Origin of the sequence: Kribbella steppae (genome assembly GCF_004342025.1) — a bacterium.
GTDB lineage: Bacteria > Actinomycetota > Actinomycetes > Propionibacteriales > Kribbellaceae > Kribbella > Kribbella steppae.
Genome location: NZ_SLWN01000013.1, coordinates 223858 through 241822, shown reverse-complemented (window position 1 = coordinate 241822; position 17965 = coordinate 223858). Strand labels below are relative to the sequence as shown.

The window sequence follows — 17965 nt, the reverse complement described above, 5'->3', positions numbered from 1 at the left end:
TCGGATGCGAAGAACGTCGCGATGTACTCGGCCTGCAAGAACCGCGGTACCGCGTGGGAGGTGCTGAAGTTCGCCACCAGCAAGGAGCAGGACGGCAAGTTCCTCGAGACCACCGGCCAGATGCCCCTGCGTAAGGACGTGGCCTCGACGTACGCCGACTACTTCGCCAAGAACCCGGACTACAAGACGTTCGCGGACCAGGCCGCGCGGACAACTGACGTGCCGAACGTGCCGAACTCGATCACCATCTGGCAGACCTTCCGGGACGCCTACTCGAAATCTGTGATCTTCGGCCGGGACGACGCGGGCGTGGCCCTCGACGGCGCAGCCCAGACGATCGATCAGCTCGCCTCGAAGCCATGACTCTGATGCGCAGTACCTCGGCCGGCAGAAGGTCTGTCGGTGGGACCCGGAGTGGCGGACGCCTGGACGGACGGCCTTCCGTGAGGTCCCTGTCCGGCCGGATCCTCGGCAACCAACCGATCGGTACTGCGTTCGTCGCTCCGTACCTCGTCTTTCTTGCGGCGATCTTCGCCTACCCGCTCGGGTTCGCCGTCTACATGTCCTTCCACGACTACTTCTTCACCGCGCCCGGCGCGATCGTGGAACGGCCGTTCGTGGGATTCGACAACTACACGGCAGCGCTGTCGGACCCCGCGGTGCGCCGGGCCTTCGGCAACGTCGGGATCTTCCTGCTGATCAACGTGCCGCTGACGGTGGTGCTGTCGCTGGTGCTGGCGACCGCGTTGAACGCGGCGATCCGGTGGCGGACGTTCTTCCGGGTGAGCTACTACGTTCCCTATGTGGCGGCGAGTGTGGCCGTGGTCGGGGTCTGGCTGTTTCTGTTCAACTCGAACGGGCTGATCAACTCTATCCTCGGCCCGCTCGCTCCGGATCCGTCCTGGCTGGTGAACTCCACGCTCGCGATGCCGACGATCGCGATCTACGTGACCTGGAAGCAGTTGGGCTTCTTCATCCTGCTGTACCTGGCCTCGCTGCAGAACGTGTCGAAGGATCTGTACGAGGCGGCATCGGTGGACGGCGCCGGGCGGTGGAAGTCCTTCTGGAGTGTCACCGTCCCCGGAGTGCGGCCCGCCACAACACTGGTCGTCCTGCTGGCGACTGTAACCGGGGCGAACCTGTTCACCGAGCCCTATCTGCTCACGGGTGGCGGCGGCCCCGACGGAGCCTCCGCATCGCCAGTACTGGTGATGTATCAGCGCGGGATCGAGCAGGGCAACCCCGATGTCGGCTCAGCGATCGGCGTCCTGCTGGTGATCGGCGTGCTGCTGCTGGCTCTGTTCGAACGCCGGTTCGTCGGGCGGGAGGATCGATGAAAAGTCCGTGGCGATTCCTGGCCCTGCTGATCGGAGCCTTCGTCTTCCTGTTCCCCTTCTACTACATGCTGATCGGAAGCCTGCAGGCCGAACCGGACCCCAGCGTCAAGGGCGCTTTCCCCTCGCCGGCGAACCTGACCGGCAGGAACTATGCCGAGATCGACACCGCGATCAACCTGGGCAGGTCCCTGCTGAACTCGGGAATCTTCACCGGCGGGGTCATCCTGGGGACGCTGGTGTTCGGCGTCCTCGCCGGCTACGCGCTGGCCCGGCTGCAGTTCCGCGGCCGGGGTGCGGTATTCGGCCTGATGCTGCTGGTCCAGGTGATCCCGTTCCAACTGCTGACCATTCCGCTGTACGTGATGATCGTGCGCAGCTATGGACTGGCCGACTCCTACCTCGGCATGATCGCGCCGTTCGCCATCAACTCCACGGCGGTGTTCGTCTTCCGGCAGTACTTCCTGCAACTGCCGCAGGAGCTGTTCGACGCGGCCCGGATCGACGGCGCGAATGAGCTGAACATCCTCTGGCGGGTGGCCCTCCCGTTGGTCAAACCTGCCCTGCTGACCGGGGTGCTGATCACGTTCATCGGTCCGTGGAACGAGTTTCTGTGGCCGTTTCTGATCACCAAGCAGCAGGATCTGCAGCCGCTCGCGGTGTCCCTGTCGAACTACCTGACCACCGTGTCGGCGCGCGCGGCGAACCCATTCGGCGCGGTTCTCGCCGGGGCCTGCGTGTTAGCCGCCCCAGCTGTGGGTCTGTTCACCGTCTTTCAGCGCCGCTTCATCTCCCAGGGCATCGAGTCCGGGATCAAGGGCTGACCATCCGAGAAGGGCTTGCTGTTGTGACCATTTCCTACACCCTGACCCGCGTCGGCGTCCTGATGACGCCCGAACCCGGCAACGACCTGGAAGTCGAAGGGGTGCTGAACCCCGCCACCGGCCACACGCCGGACGGTACCCTGTACCTGCTCCCGCGGCTGGTTGCTTCCGGCAACGTGTCCCGGGTCGGGCTGGCGAAGGTCGAGCTCACTGATGGTGTACCGACCGGTGTGTTCCGCGAAGGGATCGTGCTCGCTCCCGACGAGGGCTGGGAGCGCGGCCTGAACAACGCCGGTGTCGAGGATCCACGAGTTACCTGGATCCCGTCGCTACGCAGGCACGTGATGACGTACGTCGCGTACGGGCCGCTCGGGCCGAAGCCCGCGCTCGCGGTGTCATCGGACCTGCGGAACTGGGAGCGGCTCGGACCGCTGCACTTCGAGTACCAACCTTGGTTGGACACCGACCTGAACCTGTTCCCGAACAAGGACACGGTGTTCTTCCCCGAACCCGTGACCGGCCCGGACGGCGAGCCCTCGTACGCGATGCTGCACCGGCCGATGTGGGATCTCGGCTGGTTCCGCGAGGGGGAAGGCGTGCACCTGCCGGCCGGGATCACCGACGACCGGCCGGGGATCTGGGTGTCGTTCGTGCCGGTGGCTGATGTCGAGCGTGATGTACGCAACCTCGTGTACCTGCGGAACCACCGGCTGGTGGCGATGTCGGAGCATCCGTTCGAGGAGCTCAAGATCGGGGCTGGGCCGGCTCCGCTGCGAGTGCCGGAGGGGTGGTTGGTGATCCACCACGGCGTGACGGGTGAGCAGCCGCAAGGCTTCGACCCGACCACGCAAAAGGTCATCTATGCAGCCGGGGCATTGTTGCTCGACGCATCCGATGTGACCAAGGTCCTGGACCGCACCGCCGAACCGATCCTCGTGCCGGAAACGGACGAAGAACGGACCGGGACAGTCGCCAACGTGGTGTTCCCGACCGCCATCGAGGAGGTCGGCGGCGTGCACTACGTGTTCTACGGCATGGCCGACTCCAAGATCGGCGTAGCCAGGCTCGACCGGTCCTCATGATCGCCTCGCTCAGCTCACCGAGAAGCTAAGGACCAGACAGCCATGCGAGACCTCACAAGCCTGATCAAGGCGTACGACATCCGCGGCACCGTGCCGGACCAGCTCGACGCCCAACTGACCTACCAGATCGGCGCCGCCTTCGCACACCTGAGTGGCGCGAACCTGATCGCGGTCGGACACGACATGCGAGTGTCGTCACCCGAACTGGCCGACGCCTTGGCAGCTGGCATCAACAGCCGCGGCATCGACGTGCTCGCAATCGGGCTGGCCTCCACCGATCTGCTGTACTTCGCCTCCGGGTCACGTGACGTGCCCGGCGCAATGATCACCGCCAGTCACAACCCGCCTGCCTACAACGGCATCAAACTTTGTCGCGCCGGAGCGAGACCTGTCGGGCAGGACACAGGCCTCGCCGACATCAGGACCCTGCTGGCGACCGGACTGCCGACATACGACGGACCGGCCGGAACCTCGCAGTCCGAGGACCTGTTGCCCTCGTACGCCAAGTACCTCCACGGCCTCGTCAGTCTCGCCGGCAGCCGCCGGTTGAAGATCGTCATCGATGCCGGCAACGGAATGGCTGGACACACCGCCCCCGTCGTGCTCGACGACGCGGCCCTCGACATCGTGCCGCTCTACTTCGATCTCGATGGCACCTTCCCCAACCACGAGGCCAACCCGCTGAACCCGGCCAACCTGGTCGACCTGCGTGCTGCGGTTCGACTGCACCACGCCGATGTCGGCCTCGCCTTCGACGGTGACGCCGATCGGTGCTTCTTCGTCGACGAGAACGGCGAAACCGTGTCTCCCAACAACGTCATCAGCCTCATCGCCGCGCGGGAACTCGCCGGGCACCCCGGCTCCGCGATCGTCTACAACGTCGTCGCCAGCAAAGCTGTCGCCGAGCAGATCGCCGAGCGCGGTGGCACACCCGTCCGCAGCCGAGTCGGACACTCGTTCATCAAGCAGGCCATGGCCGACCACGGCGCGATATTTGGCGGGGAACACTCCGGCCACTACTACTTCCGCCAGTTCTGGCGCGCCGACACCGGCATGTTGGCGGCCCTACACGTGCTGGCGGCCCTGGGGGAGACCGACCAGCCGCTGTCAGCGCTGGCAGCCCAGTCCTCCCGATACGTTGACAGCGGCGAGATCAACTGCACGATCGCCGATCTCCCCGCCGTTCTGGACCGAGTCGAAACGCACTACACAGCACACGGCGCGACCGTAGACCGACTGGACGGCTTGACCATCACCCTGCCCGACGGAGCGTGGTTCAATCTGCGCCCCTCCAACACCGAACCACTACTCCGCCTCAACATCGAGGCAACCGACCACGACAGCATGACCCGGCTCCGCCAAGACGTGGTGACCCTTTTGGACCAGTGAACGGTCATGGGCAACGCGACACCGTCGGCCGGAGTCTGCGCCTTGCTGCCCACGTGCTTACTGGCCAGGCCCGAGGAGGAGGGCCTGGCCAGTGAGCTGCTCCGTTTGAAGTGGCCGGAGCTCGCGGTTACCGCACTCGGGTTGAGTGCACCGCGTGTTCGATGAGCGCGGTGAAGTGTGACGCCAGCCGGGTGATTCCGCCGACGTGACTGGCGTCGGGGAATTCGACAACGGTGGCGCCGACGCGTGCCGCCATCCAGCGTTCCTCGGCCGGGTCGATCATGCGGTCCTGGCCGGAAACGGCGTACCAGGACGGAACGTCGTGCCAGCCCACGGGGCCGGAGGGTGTCCCGACGATCGAGAAGTTCAGCGGCCTCTGGGCGGCGTTCAGCACGGCCGCCTGTCGTTTGCTGAGGTCCTGGGCGAAGAACTGATGGAAGAAGGCCGGGTCGATGAAGGCCGGCGAGGCGAAGGGTTCGCCGGTGAAGATCAGGTGCCCAAAGGCCTCGGATGGGGTGAAGTCGGCGCCGAGGCTGGCGATCGAGTCCCCCTCGTCAGATACCAGGGCGGCTGCGTAGACGAACGCGGAGATGTCCGTGCGGCCGTGGGAGGCGCCGGCGGTGACGATGCCGCCGTACGAGTGCGATACCAGCACCTTCTTACCCGAGATCTTGTTCAGCGCCGTACTGACGATCGCGACGTCCTCGGCGACGCTGTTGAGGCCGAGGCTGGGGGTCACGGTGCGGTAGCCGTCGTCCTTGAGTTGCCGGGTGACCTTGTCCCAACTGGTGCTGTCGGCCCACGCGCCGTGGACGAGCACGATCGTCGGCTTGCTGGTGTGCGCCTCGGCCGGCACCGTGAGGGACACAGCGGCGGTCAGGACAGCCAGTGCGGCGGCCCCGAGCGCGGCGATTCTTCGGCGGCGGCCTGGGGGAGTGGCGGTCTCGGGCGTGGCATGAGTTTGCATGTGGTCCTCCTGGTGTGTGGTGAGTCCGTTGGTGAGGGGATGTCGCCACTCTGGGTGTGAGGGCAGGCCCAGGGCACCCGCGTAGTCCCGGGTCGATGCCCTGGTCGCCCGCCCGTTACTTCACCCGGCGCCGGGTTGTCCTGATCCACTCGCCGCTGTCCGCCGTTGGTCCGGGGCCTCAGACCCGGGGGTGGCTGGGGTACTCACAGGCGCGCGCTCATCTGCTCGGCTCCGACAGTTGAACTGCTGGACCAGAGGCACTGATCGAAGTCCCGAGACCTGTTGATCGAAAGGGTGGTTCGCTGATGACCTGGACTCCCACCATTCAGTCCTGCGACTCCTACCTGGACGATCGCACTGGCAAGTACGAGTTCCGTGCCGTCCGGTACCGCGCTGCTGCCGACTGGTTGACAGCGAGCGGCCTCACCCACGACATGACCGTCGTGGACGTCGGCGCCGGTATGACCGAGCTGGACTACTGCCTGCGCGCCGAGTACGGGTGGCGGGGCCGGTACATCCCCGTGGACGGCGGCATCGACGGCGTCGATCTGAACGACTGGACGCCACCACGGGAGGCACACTTCTTCGTCGCCCTGGAGATCATCGAGCACCTGTCCAACTGGCGCGACCTGATCGAGCGGATGCAGCAGAAGGCGCTCATCGGAGTTGTCATGTCAACGCCGAATCCACGTACTACGGATGTGATCGGCATGGACCCGACACACGTGGTCGAGGTCTTCTCCGCAGATCTGGAGCCATATGCGTTCCTGGTCTCGGAGGAGACATTCTACGGCGGCGCACTTTCAGACGGCGAACCGGACGCGCTGTTCGCGACCTGGCGACACTGACCTGAGGAGGACGGGTGATGACGTCACCCACCGCTGCGCCGGCGAAGTCTCGCCTGTTCCCGATGCGGCCACACGATCCCAACGAGCCCGGCCGGACCGCCTCATCGCTGGAGTTGTTCTTCGACCTGGTCTTCGTCGTGGCCGTCAGCATCGCGGCGGCCGAGCTCCATGACGCCTTCACCGAGGCGCACATCACCGACGGCCTGATCGCCTACAGCGTGGTGTTCTTCGGCATCTGGTGGGCCTGGATGAACTTCACCTGGTTCGCCACCTCCTTTGCCACCGACGACTGGCTCTACCGGATTCTCACCATCGTCCAAATGGGCGGCGTACTGGTCCTGGCCGCCGGCATCGAACCGGTCTTCGCCGACCGAGACTTCACCGTCCTCGTCCTGAGCTACGTCGTCATGCGCGTCGCGATGGTCGCCCAGTGGCTCCGCGCCTCCCGGTCCGCAGGACCAAGCCGACGCGCCACCCAGATCTACGCCGGTGGCATCGCGACCGTCCAGGTCCTGTGGCTGGTCCAGCTGCTCCTGACTGGCCCCGTCTCGTCCGTCGCATTGTTCCTACTCATCGCGGCCGAGATCGCCATCCCCATCGTCGCCGAGAGACAGGGGACGACACCGTGGCACCCACACCACATCACGGAACGCTACGGCCTGTTCACGCTCATCCTGCTCGGTGAGAGCCTCCTCGCCTCGGCCAACGCCATCATTGAGGCCCTGCACGACGACCAGGCCCTCGGTCCACTCATCTCGATCGCGGTGCTCACCCTCGTAGTCACCGCGGCTCTGTGGTGGATGTATTTCTGGCCACCACATCACCGAGCCATCAGCTCCTTCGGCAGCTCCCTGCGCTACGGCTACGTTCACTACTTCGTCTTCGCCGCAGCCGGCGCCTTGTCGGCGGGCGTTGAAGTCGAGATCGACGTCTTGACCCACCACAGCAAACTCGGGGAAGTCACCGCCTCCTTCACCGTCACTGTCCCGATCGCGATCTTTGTCCTGGGCATCTGGTGGATCGCGCTCCGCGGCACCGCCGACCGCGTCGTCAACGCAGTCATCCCCCTGGCAGTTGTCCTCGTCCTCCTCGACCCGATACTCCCGATTCCATTCGCGATCACAGCCGTCGTCATGACCCTGGTCGTCGCTGTCCTGGTCCTCCGCCCACCCCTGCCACAGCAGGCGATTCGCCGTACCTTGCTCGAGGTCGTGCGCGAAAGCTGATGTTCTAGGTCCTGGGGCGGCACATCGCTTGGTCGATCGCGGTCATCGCGGCCATCACGGCTACGTCCGGATCGGGGTCGGCCAGGTTGCGCCAGACCTGGGGATCGCACGGGCGGCCGCCGAGGTCCGGAGGCGTGGTCGAGCTGTCCCAGACAGCGCGTGCGGTCGCGCCGCTGGATGCGAGGGGGATGACGCTCACTCCGCGCTCGAGAGCCGATCGGACCTCGTCGAAGGCGCTGTCTCCTCCGCAGATAACAAGCAGTGCGCGGCAGTTGTCCAGGACGCTGCCGACGAGTTCATCCCGCTCGAGGTCGGTGAAGATCGCGGTGCCGAAGTGCGCGTCCGTCAGTGGCGTCTGCTCTCCGGGATTCTTGCGGAGGTAGATGCGGAACCGGTCAGGCGTGTAGCGATTGTTGGCACGCAGGAGCTCGGCGAGCCGGCTCGTGACGCCCCATCCGGCCGGTCCGCCGAGCGAGGCGAGCTGCCACGACGGAGGACGCGTGGTGAGCGCGACCGCGAGCTTGTCGTACCACGGTTTCAGCTGTGACGTGTCGCCACTCCCGCTGACGAACAAGCGTTCCGGCCGGGTTCGGGTGGTGATTGCGTGCAGCATGGGGGTGAGTTCGCTGAAGTCGCTGATCTCGCAGACATGCACACCGCTGTTCTCCAGGTCGCGGACCCGCAGTTCGTGGAGTTGGATGCCCTTGGGGTCGACCGGTCGACGCAGAGCGGTGAGGTGCCGGTCAGCGGCTGTGGTGCCGTATCGGCGGGCAAGCCGCAGTAGGACGTCGATGTTGGGGTCAGCGAAGCTGAAACCGAGGAAAAGCATGGTGCGGGTGAGGTACGACGCTCGCAGGAGTGCCCACATCCGGGGATGAGTGTCTTCGTACTGCTCGAAGTCGCTGCGGGTGATCACCGGCGGCGCGATCCAGACCGATGGGCCATCGAGACTGAGGCTGCCGTGCATCTTGATGATCGTCCGGCGCCCGGTGCCGATGTCGAGAGCATCGTTGTCATGAGCGGCGACGCTGGCATCGGGAGCTGCCGCTTCCAGCAGCGAGTCGAAGTTGGTCGTCCAGATCTCGTCGATCGGGAGCTTCGCGATCAGGCGATGACTCTCAGCCGGTGTCCGGTACGCCGACAACACGTTGCGCAGGTGGTTCTCCAACGCCGGCCGCCGCCCGGGACCGTTCTGCTCGTAGTACTCGGCGAGCAGCGGTAGATCCGCGAACTCACCCCCTACGCCGATCTCGGCGGCGAGCGGGCCGAGGAGATCGCTCCAGGTCGGCAGTCCGGCTGCCGCGGACAGACCGGCGCCCACGAACAGTGAGGCAACGCCGGCATCGACAGCGCCGCCGAAGATCCCCACGAGCTCGTACCGGTCGATGGTCACCCGACCAGCGTGCCACGTCCTGCCCGCGCTCGTTCCACTTCGAGGATCCGTCAGGCGTTCGTGCCACCGGCCGTTGTGCTGAACGTGTGAGATGATCCGGCGGAGGGTTCCCGCCCGATCCGGCGCGTGTTTCCCGAACGATCATGTGAGTCGTCGAGGCCGCTTGGGCAGTCATGGACCTCGCCTGGAGGCTCAAATGGGCACGACGACAGCACGTGGTTCCCCCGGTGCCCGGTCGTCGTCGTGACGTCACACCGGCTGCCCACAGAGCTGCGCGGCAGGCAGAGCGAGTGCGCGACCCTTGACGCCCTCGTGGGGAATGTGCGCGCCGGCGCGAGCCAGGTGCTGGTGCTGCGCGGCGAGGCCGGCGTCGGCAAGACAGCCCTGCTGGACTACTTGGCGAGTGGGCTACGGCCGACCTGCCGGCTCGCACGAGCGGCGGGTGCCGAGTCCGAAGCGGCGTTGCCCTTCTCTGGCTTGCACCAGTTGTGCGCGCCGATGCTGGACCATCTCGATCGCCTGCCGGGGCCGCAGCGCGATGCGTTGGCCACGGCTTTCGGGATGCACATCGGGCCACCGCCGGACAGATTCCTGATCGGACTGGCGGTGCTGAGCCTGCTCGCGGACGTGGCGGAGGAGCAGCCGTTGGTGTGTGTGATCGATGACGCGCAGTGGCTCGACCCCATCTCGGCCCAGACACTCGCGTTCGTTGCACGTCGCCAACTGGCCGATCCGGTCGCGCTGGTCTTCGCGATCCGGGGCGAGCACGAGGACAGCGACCTGACCGGGCAACCGACGCTGAACGTTCGAGGGCTGGGGGACGCCGATGCGCACGCGCTGCTCGAGTCTGTCCTGACGGGCGACGTAGACCATCGGGTGCGCGAGACGATCGTCGCCGAGACTCGGGGCAACCCGTTGGCGCTGCTGGAACTTCCCCGCGGCCTTTCGACGGCCGAGCTCAGTTTCGGGTTCGGTCTGGCGGATGCCGTGCCGTTGGAGACTCACCTGGAGCAGGGCTTCGCGCAGCGATTGGCAGCACTTCCCGGACCGACGCGCCTGTTCTTGCTTGCGGCTGCCCTCGAACCCGTCGGGGATCTGAGCCTGCTAGGACGAGCCATGCAGCGGCTCGATGTCGACCTCGCAGCCTCAGCGCCGGCGGTGCGGGTGGGCCTGATCGAGCTGAGCGCGAGAGTTCGGTTCCGGCACCCGTTGGTGCGATCCGCCGTTGTTCGGGCCGCAGAGGTGACCGACTTGCGAGCCGTGCACCTTGCTCTGGCCGAGGAGACCGATCCGGAGCTTGATCCCGACCGGCGGGCGTGGCATCTGGCGCACGCGGCAAGCGGCCCCGATGAGGAGGTCGCCGTCGAACTGGAAAGGTGCGCAGATCGGGCGCGCGCCCGAGGAGGTCTCGCGGCGCAGGCGGCCTTTCTCGAACGTGCCATCGAATTGACCCAGGACCCCGCTCGACGTCCTGCCCGCATCCTGGCTGCCGCGAGGGCCTGGCACCAATCCGGCTCGTCGGACGCGGCACTGGCACTTCTGGCGGACATCGAGACTGCGCCGCTCGAGGGGCCTACTCGTGCCAGGGTGGAAGTTCTCCGGGCCCAGATAGCGTTCTTCTCCAGCCATGGCCGCGACGCGCCGCCCCTGCTGCTGTCAGCAGCGCGGCGGATGGAAGCGGTGGACGCAACTGCCGCCCGCGACATCTACCTCGACGCATTGGCGGCGGGGTTGATGGTCGGACGTCTGGCCGGAGATGTGGACGCCCGCGATGTCGCCCGGGCGGCCCGCGCGGCACCTCCGTCGACCGAGCGTCCAGCCGATCTGTTGCTGGACGGTATGGCGTTGCTGATGACCGATGGGTATGCGGAAGGCGTCCCACCACTGCGGTCTGCACTGAACGCCTGGCGAACCGACGAGGTGTCGGTCGCCGATGCACTTCGCTGGCTATGGCTCGCCACGCATGCCGCCCATGACGTGTGGGACGACGAGAGCTGGGAGGTGTTCTGTACACGCCACCTTCGCCTGGCGCGGCAAGCCGGAGCCCTGGCGGTGCTGCCGATCGCACTCAACAGCCGCATGGGCCTTCATTTCCTCGCCGGTGAGTTCGCGGAGGCGGCCGCGCTGGTCGACGAGGTCTCGACGGTCAACGAGGTCATGGGCAATCCTCTGCCGCCGTACGGCGCTTTGGCGCTCGCCGCGTGGCAGGGACGGCCAGAGATTGTCTCCGGCCTCACTCGATCGACCGTTGCGGAGGCCGCAGCGCGAGGTGAGGGCATGGGACTCAGCATCGTCGACTACTCATCGGCCGTTCTCCACAACGGTTTGGGGAACTACCAGGAAGCGCTGAGAGCCGCAGAGCAAGGAGCCGGATACCCCGACGAGCTCGGATTCTCCACCTGGTCGCTGGTCGAACTGGTCGAGGCCGCCGCGCGAAGCGGCCACCCCGACGGCGCCGCGGATGCATTCGAGTTGCTGACTCGGACAACCAGGGCCAGCGGTACCGACTGGGCCCTGGGAATCGAATCCCGATCCCACGCGCAGGTGAGCCGAGGAGAAGCGGCCGAGGGCTACTACGTCGAGGCAGTCGAGCGGCTCGGCCGGACTCGCCTGCGCGTCGAGCACGCCCGCGCTCAGTTGCTCTACGGCGAGTGGCTGCGGCGGGAGAACCGCCGTCGCGAAGCCCGCAACCACCTGAGGTCGGCGTACGACCTGCTCACCGAGATGGGCGTGGAGGCCTTCGCCGAACGAGCCCGTCGCGAATTGGTCGCCACCGGCGAGACGCTCCGCAGTCGATCCGTCGAGGCTCGGGAGGGGTTCACAGCGCAAGAGGCTCAGATTGCTCGATTGGCGGCGGAGGGGCGCACGAACCCCGAGATCGGTGCTGAGTTGTTCCTCAGCCCACGCACCGTCGAGTGGCACCTCCACAAGGTTTTCGCCAAGCTCGGGATCGGCTCCCGCCGAGAACTCTCCGGCACCCTCCTCAACGTGTAAGGCCTGCCCGGCCCGGCTCATCGGCGGAGTGCGGGTTCGACGTACTCGAAGGTCGGGCCGGCTGTGCGGCCGTCCCCGTCGGGCATCTGCATCAGGCTCTGTGCCTGTGCCTTGAGCGTGTACATGGTGTCGACCGCTGCCCCGAGCAGTGTCGGGCTGCCGTTGAACGCCTGATCCAGCAACTGGAGCAGTGCGCAGTACGTGTGGTTGAACGCTGCCTGGGCGGTTCGGATCGGGCTGTCGAGGGGATGGTCAGCCAGTCGCGGGTTGCGACGCATCGGGTGGACGCCGCTGTAGTCAACCGGGAGAGCCTCGCCGGTGGGCCCGGATCGTGGAGTGTCGCCGCACCGGTAGCGCCGACCCACCTTGAGTTCGACGAAGCGGTAGTAGTGCGCAACCTCGCCCCGCTCGGGGTGAAAGATGTCCTGGTCGCCGTCCCAGACCTCGCCCCGCGGGCTGCCCTCGCCCTGCTCGACGATCTCCGTCAGCGCCACGAGGGCCGTGTCGAGATCGTCGACCTGGGGCAGTCGTCCGGCGGTGTGGCTGAAGTGGTCCGCGACGACCTGGCGAGCCGGTTCGCCGGAGAAGACCTTCTGCTCGCCGAGTTGGGCGCAGAGGCGGTGCAGTCCTTGTTCGATCGCGCTGTAGAACTGCCCGATCGTCTCGTAGTCGTCACTCTCGGCCGGTGCACCGGGCGGCGCCGGCTGTTCGAGGCGGAGGAACATCTCGAGTGCCTCCGGCCCGAATGGAACCAGTGAGAACTCCAGCGAGCGGTCGCCGTGGGGCAGGCGCCGAGGGTAGCGGGGCAGCATCTCGGGCTTGTCCAGACAGGGCGTCCCGCCGACGGCGTTGAGGAGGTTCGCGGCCAGCGCGAGGTGGATCATCTCCTCGACGAAGACGCTGCTGACCACTTGAACGGCGTCTGGGTTCCGCTCGCCGAGCGAATAGAGCGCGCAGAGGTACGGCGGCAGGGTGGCGTGCTCCAGTTCGATCGCCCACTGGAGGTGCTCGCGAAGGCTTTCCAGCGTGTCGATCCGCGCCCTCGGGGACGCCACGACGTTCCGTTGCCGGCCTGCCTGATTCATGAGTGCCTCACTTCGGCTGCCGACATGGGTGGGTTCTTGAGTGCTGTAAGTCAACTGTCGGAGCCAGCCAGGAGCGCGCGCGCCTGTGAATACCCCGGCCACCCCCCGGTCTGAGGTCCCGGGCATGGTGTCGGCGACCGGGCCGTTGTCCCGGACGACGCGGGCGCAGGGGTGTGCGGTGAAAGGCCCGTCAGGACCGCGTTCGTCGTTTGCTACCGTGGACGATGAGATATTTGGAGGAGATCAGACGTGGTGGGTGAAGACGACATCTCCGGGTGAGTCCCGAGGTGACAGGCCGCTGGTTCGTGGAGCCGTGGCCTTTTCGTCGTTCCGTCTTCCTGTCTCCCGCCGAGCGGCTGCTGCACGCTCGGCATCTCATCTCACCTCGAGGTCGTCCGCATGTCTGATGCATTTGTCGTTGTCTCCAACCTGTCCTTCTCCTGGCCCGACGACACACCTGTCTTCGACGGGCTGTCGTTCGCGATCGGTGCTGGGCGCACCGGTCTGGTCGCACCGAACGGTGCCGGGAAGAGCACGCTGCTGAAGCTGATCGCCGGGGAGCTCCACCCCACCTCGGGCAGCGTCACTGTCGAAGGGGTGGTCGGCTATCTGCCGCAATCCCTGCCGCTGGCCGGCGATCTGACGGTTGCGGAAGTGCTCGGCGTCGCGCCGATCATCCAGGCGCTGAACGCGATCGAGTCCGGTGACGTCGCGGACGAACACTTCACCACGGTCGGCGACGACTGGGACATCGAGGAGCGCACGGTCGCCCAGCTCGACCGGCTCGGTCTCGGACATCTTGAGCTCGAGCGAAACCTGAGCACACTCAGCGGAGGCCAGGTCATCTCACTCGGCCTGGCGGCCCAGCTGCTGAAGCGGCCGGACGTCCTGCTCCTCGACGAACCGACCAACAACCTCGACTTGGTTGCCCGACGCAAGCTGTACGACGTACTCGAGGACTGGGCCGGCTGCCTCCTCCTGGTCAGCCATGACCGCGCCCTCCTCGACCGGATGGACCGCATCGCCGAACTGGATCGCACTGAAGTCCGGTCGTACGGCGGGAACTTCACCGCGTACGAGGAAGCTGCGCAGGCAGCGCGGGAAGTCACCGAGAAGAACCTGCGCAACGCCGAGCAGGAGGTCAAGCGCGAGAAGCGCGAACTCCAGCAGGCCCGCGAACGCGCGGCGCGGCGGGCGAGCAATGCGAGCAAGAACCTCGGCAACGCGGGCCTGCCGAAGATCTTCGCCGGGACGATGAAGCGCAACGCGCAGCAGTCGGCAGGTAAGGCGAACGAGACGCAGACTGCGCGAGTCAACGAAGCCAAGGCCCGCCTCGACGAGGCCGGCCGGGCGGTCCGCGACGAGCAGAAGATCGCGCTCCAACTCCCGGCGACGAATGTCCCGGCAGGCCGCACGGTCTTCGACGGCGAAGGCCTACGGGTCAGTCTGGGCGGCCGCGAGATCTTCTCCGACGCCGACCTCACCGTCCGCGGCCCGGAGCGCATCGCCCTCACCGGTCCCAACGGCAGCGGTAAATCCACGCTCCTCAGACTGATCCACGGCGATCTCGCCCCCGAATCCGGTGAGGTCAAACGCGCGGACGGCCGTATCGCCTACCTCTCCCAACGCCTGGACCTCCTCGACCTCGACCGCACCATCGCCGAGAACCTCGCCACCTTCGCCCCCGGCATGCCCGAAGCACAACGAATGAACCTGCTGGCCCGCTTCCTCTTCCGCGGGGCACGCATCCACCTCCCGGTCGGCGTTCTCTCCGGCGGCGAACGCCTGAGAGCCACCCTCGCCTGCGTCCTGTACTCCGAACCCGCCCCACAACTACTCCTCCTGGACGAACCCACCAACAACCTCGACCTTCTCAGCGTCGGTCAACTCGAAAGCGCTCTCGACGCCTACGAGGGCGCTTTCATCGTCGTCAGCCACGACGAGCGCTTCCTCACCGAGATCAAGGTGTCGAGATGGCTCCGACTCGACGATCGGCGGTTGCTGGAGACGGACGCGGGCCGTGGCTGACCTCCGGTTGGACGGACGGGCGCTGCTCGATCGCTCAGGATCTCGTCCGGACCTCGGGACGCGGCGGGTCCTCGACGAGGTCTCGCTGACCGCGTCACCCGGGCAGCGGATCGGTCCGATCGGGGAGAACGGCGTCGGCAAGAGCACGCTGTTGCGGCTGTTGGCCGGCACGGACGAGCCGGACGGCGGCAGCGTAGTACAGCCTGCGGAGCCGGGGTTTCTCGAGCAGGAGTTGCCGTTCAAGCCTGAGCAGACGGCGGCCGACGTACTCGATGATGCTCTCCGGGAGGCTCGCGACGACCTCGCCGCGCTCGATCTCTTGACGACGGCGCTCGCCGAGCCACGCCTCGAGCTCGAGGTCTGAGTGGCGGTCGGCGTGGCAATCATGGTGATTGCTGTGCCGGTCGCGTTGCGCCGTGCAGATACTGCTGTCGCATGAGTGTCGTCGCGATGAAGTGGTTCGGATTGAGTAGATAGGTGTCGTTGATTGCATGACGACGCGGGGTGGTTGTGGTTGGGACGGTGATGTCTCCCGACAAATTCTCGGATGGAGACGTCCTGTGGCAACGATCTTGGCTCGGCTTGGCCGGTTCGCCTTCAAGCGCCGTGGTCCGGTGGTCCTCGCCTGGCTGGTGATCCTGGCCGGAGCGCTCTTCGGGGGGCTGACGGCACCTTCAGTTCCCGATGATGACTTCTCGGTGCCTGGCGTCGAGTCGCAACGGGCGTTCGAACTGATGCAGGAACGGTTTGCCGGACTCACGGCCGATGCCGGTGGTGCGACGGTGGTGTTCGTGGCTCCGGAGGGCAAGGCGGTGACCTCGGCGCCTTTCAAGTCGGCCATCGAGTCGGCGCTCGAGCGGCTTGGCGACGGTGATCAGGTGGAGATGGTGGCCGACCCGTTCCAGGCGGGTGGGGTCAGCAGGGACGGATCGGCGGCGTACGCGAGTGTGATGTACACCGTGCCGGCCAGCGGGGTCACCGACGTCAGTCGCGCGCAGCTCGATGCCGCTGCCGGTATCGCCAGGGACGCCGGGTTGACGGTTGAGGCCGGTGGGTCCGCGATGGAGTCCAGCGGTGGAGGCGGTGTCGCCGAGATCATCGCCATCTCGTTGGCTGCGGTGATCTTGCTGATCACCTTCGGGTCGCTGGTCGCCGCGGGGCTGCCGCTGCTGACTGCTCTGCTCGGAGTTGGGGTGAGCATGCTGTCGACGCTTGCGGTCAGTGATGCACTCGGGCTGTCGGCGACCACCGGCACTATGGCGTTGATGCTGGGCCTTGCGGTGGGGATCGACTACGCGCTGTTCGTGGTTTCGCGCTACCGCGAGGAGCGGGCGCGCGGTCTGTCCGCGGTCGAGGCCGTGTCCCTGGCGGCGGGTACCGCGGGCTCCGCCGTGGCCTTCGCGGGTCTGACCGTGGTGATCGCGCTGGCCGGCCTGGCTGTGGTCGGTATCCCGATGCTGACCAAGATGGGGTTGGCTGCTGTCGCGGCGGTGGTGGTGGCCGTCCTGGTCGCACTCACTCTCGTGCCGGCGGTCCTCGGGTTCGTGCCTGACAAGGTGTTGTCTCGCTCGGCGCGCCGTACCGCGGGCCAGCCCGCCGCCGCCGGCGAGAAGTCCCTGGGCCGCGGTGGAACATGGTGGGCACGCTTCGTACTTCGCCGCCCGGTAGCGGTCCTGACTCTCGGTGTGGTGCTGCTCGGAGCGCTTGCGATTCCCGCGACCGCACTGCGATTGGGGATGCCGGGGGATGAGTCCAAGCCGACCTCGGCCACCGAGCGCCGTGCCTACGACGAATTGGCCAAGGCTTTCGGACCGGGCTTCAACGGTCCCCTGATGATCGTGGTCGACGCCGGTGATGCGGCCGACCCGAAGCAGGCAGTCACCTCGATCGCAGCCGACGTTGCTGCGGTGGAGGGTGTGGTTTCGGTCTCGCCCCCGCAGTTCAACGACGCAGGAGACACCGCGTTCTTCGACGCCGTTCCCTCCACCAGCCCCACCGATGAGGCGACCAAGGACCTGGTGCGCGATCTGCGTGATGCGCGATCGCAGTTCACCGAGGGCATGGGTGCGACGTTCCAGGTGACTGGAACCACGGCGATCAACATCGACCTGTCCGCCAAGCTTCAGGGTGCTCTGGTGCCCTACCTGGCCACCGTGGTCGGGCTCGCCGTACTGCTGTTGCTGGTGGTCTTCCGCTCGATCCTGATTCCTCTCAAGGCAGCCCTGGGGTTCCTGCTCTCGGTGCTGGCCGCCCTGGGCGCGGTGGTCCTGGTCTTCCAGGAGGGCTTCGCCGCGGACCTGCTGGGCGTCGAGCAGACCGGTCCGATCATGAGCGCGGTGCCGATCTTCATGATCGGCATCGTGTTCGGGCTGGCGATGGACTACGAGGTGTTCCTGGTCTCGCGAATGCGGGAGGCGTACGTCCACGGTGAGGAACCGCGGCGGGCGCTCGAAACCGGGCTCCGGCACAGCACTCGCGTCGTGGTCGCGGCCGCCCTGATCATGATGGCCGTCTTCGCCGGGTTCATCTTCGAGCATGATGCCTTCATCAAGATGATCGGCTTCAGCCTCGCGGCTGCGGTGCTCCTCGACGCATTCGTGGTCCGCATGGCCATCGGCCCCGCCGTGCTCGCGCTCCTCGGCCACCGGGCCTGGTGGCTCCCGGGCCGGCTGGGCAGAATCCTCCCGCGGGTCGATATCGAGGGCGAGAGCCTGAACCGGACCCCGGTGAGTGAGCAGCCCACGCGCCCCGAAGAGCCCCTACCCGCGCATACGCCGTGACACCTATGACGCCGC

General features: G+C 66.7%; 13 protein-coding genes and 1 pseudogene. 11 read left to right on the top strand and 3 right to left on the bottom strand.

The window, feature by feature from the left end:
* From EV652_RS33410 to EV652_RS33390, 5 genes and pseudogenes are all read left to right on the top strand, one after another.
* Positions 1-363: pseudogene (locus EV652_RS33410) on the top strand (sugar ABC transporter substrate-binding protein); the annotation flags it as partial.
* An 80-nt stretch (positions 364-443) separates the two neighbouring features.
* On the top strand, positions 444-1337 hold the full coding sequence (locus EV652_RS33405; protein WP_242002152.1) for a carbohydrate ABC transporter permease: 894 nt from the start codon (positions 444-446) through the stop codon (positions 1335-1337).
* A complete protein-coding gene (locus tag EV652_RS33400) occupies positions 1334-2158 on the top strand; it encodes a carbohydrate ABC transporter permease (RefSeq protein WP_132213267.1) in 825 nt (274 codons plus the stop codon). Before EV652_RS33405 ends, EV652_RS33400 begins: the two co-directional genes overlap by 4 nt.
* A gap of 23 nt (positions 2159-2181) precedes the next feature.
* A complete protein-coding gene (locus tag EV652_RS33395) occupies positions 2182-3240 on the top strand; it encodes a glycoside hydrolase family 130 protein (protein ID WP_242002151.1) in 1059 nt (352 codons plus the stop codon).
* 42 nt (positions 3241-3282) lie between these two features.
* Positions 3283-4629: a phosphomannomutase/phosphoglucomutase gene (locus EV652_RS33390; RefSeq protein ID WP_132213266.1), complete on the top strand. Its 1347-nt coding sequence runs from the start codon at positions 3283-3285 to the stop codon at positions 4627-4629.
* A 127-nt stretch (positions 4630-4756) separates the two neighbouring features.
* On the opposite strand, the gene EV652_RS33385 is transcribed toward EV652_RS33390, so the two are convergent.
* Positions 4757-5596, bottom strand: coding sequence for an alpha/beta hydrolase (locus EV652_RS33385; RefSeq protein ID WP_132213265.1), 840 nt, complete (start codon positions 5594-5596; stop codon positions 4757-4759).
* A 305-nt stretch (positions 5597-5901) separates the two neighbouring features.
* Between EV652_RS33385 and EV652_RS33380 the strand changes: the two genes are divergently transcribed.
* On the top strand, positions 5902-6444 hold the full coding sequence (locus tag EV652_RS33380; RefSeq protein WP_132213264.1) for a hypothetical protein: 543 nt from the start codon (positions 5902-5904) through the stop codon (positions 6442-6444).
* A 17-nt stretch (positions 6445-6461) separates the two neighbouring features.
* On the top strand, positions 6462-7670 hold the full coding sequence (locus EV652_RS33375; RefSeq protein WP_199238543.1) for a low temperature requirement protein A: 1209 nt from the start codon (positions 6462-6464) through the stop codon (positions 7668-7670).
* Between the two features lie 4 nt (positions 7671-7674).
* On the opposite strand, the gene EV652_RS33370 is transcribed toward EV652_RS33375, so the two are convergent.
* Positions 7675-9063 carry an SIR2 family protein gene (locus tag EV652_RS33370; protein ID WP_158441368.1) on the bottom strand — a complete coding sequence of 463 codons (1389 nt, stop codon included), beginning with the start codon at positions 9061-9063 and terminating at the stop codon, positions 7675-7677.
* Between the two features lie 243 nt (positions 9064-9306).
* Here EV652_RS33370 and EV652_RS33365 point away from each other — a divergent pair, with 243 nt between their 5' ends.
* On the top strand, positions 9307-12057 hold the full coding sequence (locus tag EV652_RS33365; protein WP_132213262.1) for an ATP-binding protein: 2751 nt from the start codon (positions 9307-9309) through the stop codon (positions 12055-12057).
* A 17-nt stretch (positions 12058-12074) separates the two neighbouring features.
* Here EV652_RS33365 and EV652_RS33360 read toward each other — a convergent pair whose 3' ends face one another.
* The gene (locus EV652_RS33360) at positions 12075-13142 is read right to left on the bottom strand and encodes a ferritin-like domain-containing protein (protein ID WP_132213261.1); all 1068 of its coding nucleotides are present in this window, start codon (positions 13140-13142) and stop codon (positions 12075-12077) included.
* Between the two features lie 399 nt (positions 13143-13541).
* Between EV652_RS33360 and abc-f the strand changes: the two genes are divergently transcribed.
* The 3 genes from abc-f (at position 13542) to EV652_RS33345 (ending at position 17950) form a co-directional block, all read left to right on the top strand.
* The gene (abc-f, locus tag EV652_RS33355) at positions 13542-15170 is read left to right on the top strand and encodes a ribosomal protection-like ABC-F family protein (protein ID WP_132213260.1); all 1629 of its coding nucleotides are present in this window, start codon (positions 13542-13544) and stop codon (positions 15168-15170) included.
* A complete protein-coding gene (locus EV652_RS33350; protein ID WP_242002150.1) occupies positions 15163-15534 on the top strand; it encodes an ATP-binding cassette domain-containing protein in 372 nt (123 codons plus the stop codon). The genes abc-f and EV652_RS33350 overlap by 8 nt, the downstream gene beginning before the upstream one ends.
* A gap of 196 nt (positions 15535-15730) precedes the next feature.
* Complete coding sequence (locus EV652_RS33345) at positions 15731-17950, top strand: MMPL family transporter (protein WP_158441366.1); 2220 nt, start codon at positions 15731-15733, stop codon at positions 17948-17950.
* The last annotated feature ends 15 nt before the right edge of the window (positions 17951-17965 follow it).

Bases quoted from the DNA above. Each gene is read 5' to 3' on its own strand.
- EV652_RS33400 (WP_132213267.1), top strand. From the start codon at position 1,334: ATGAAAAGTCCGTGGCGATTCCTGGCCCTGCTGATCGGAGCCTTCGTC.
- EV652_RS33390 (WP_132213266.1), top strand. From the start codon at position 3,283: ATGCGAGACCTCACAAGCCTGATCAAGGCGTACGACATCCGCGGCACC.
- EV652_RS33385 (WP_132213265.1), bottom strand. From the start codon at position 5,596: ATGCAAACTCATGCCACGCCCGAGACCGCCACTCCCCCAGGCCGCCGC.
- EV652_RS33380 (WP_132213264.1), top strand. From the start codon at position 5,902: ATGACCTGGACTCCCACCATTCAGTCCTGCGACTCCTACCTGGACGAT.
- EV652_RS33375 (WP_199238543.1), top strand. From the start codon at position 6,462: ATGACGTCACCCACCGCTGCGCCGGCGAAGTCTCGCCTGTTCCCGATG.
- EV652_RS33360 (WP_132213261.1), bottom strand. From the start codon at position 13,142: ATGAATCAGGCAGGCCGGCAACGGAACGTCGTGGCGTCCCCGAGGGCG.
- abc-f (WP_132213260.1), top strand. From the start codon at position 13,542: ATGTCTGATGCATTTGTCGTTGTCTCCAACCTGTCCTTCTCCTGGCCC.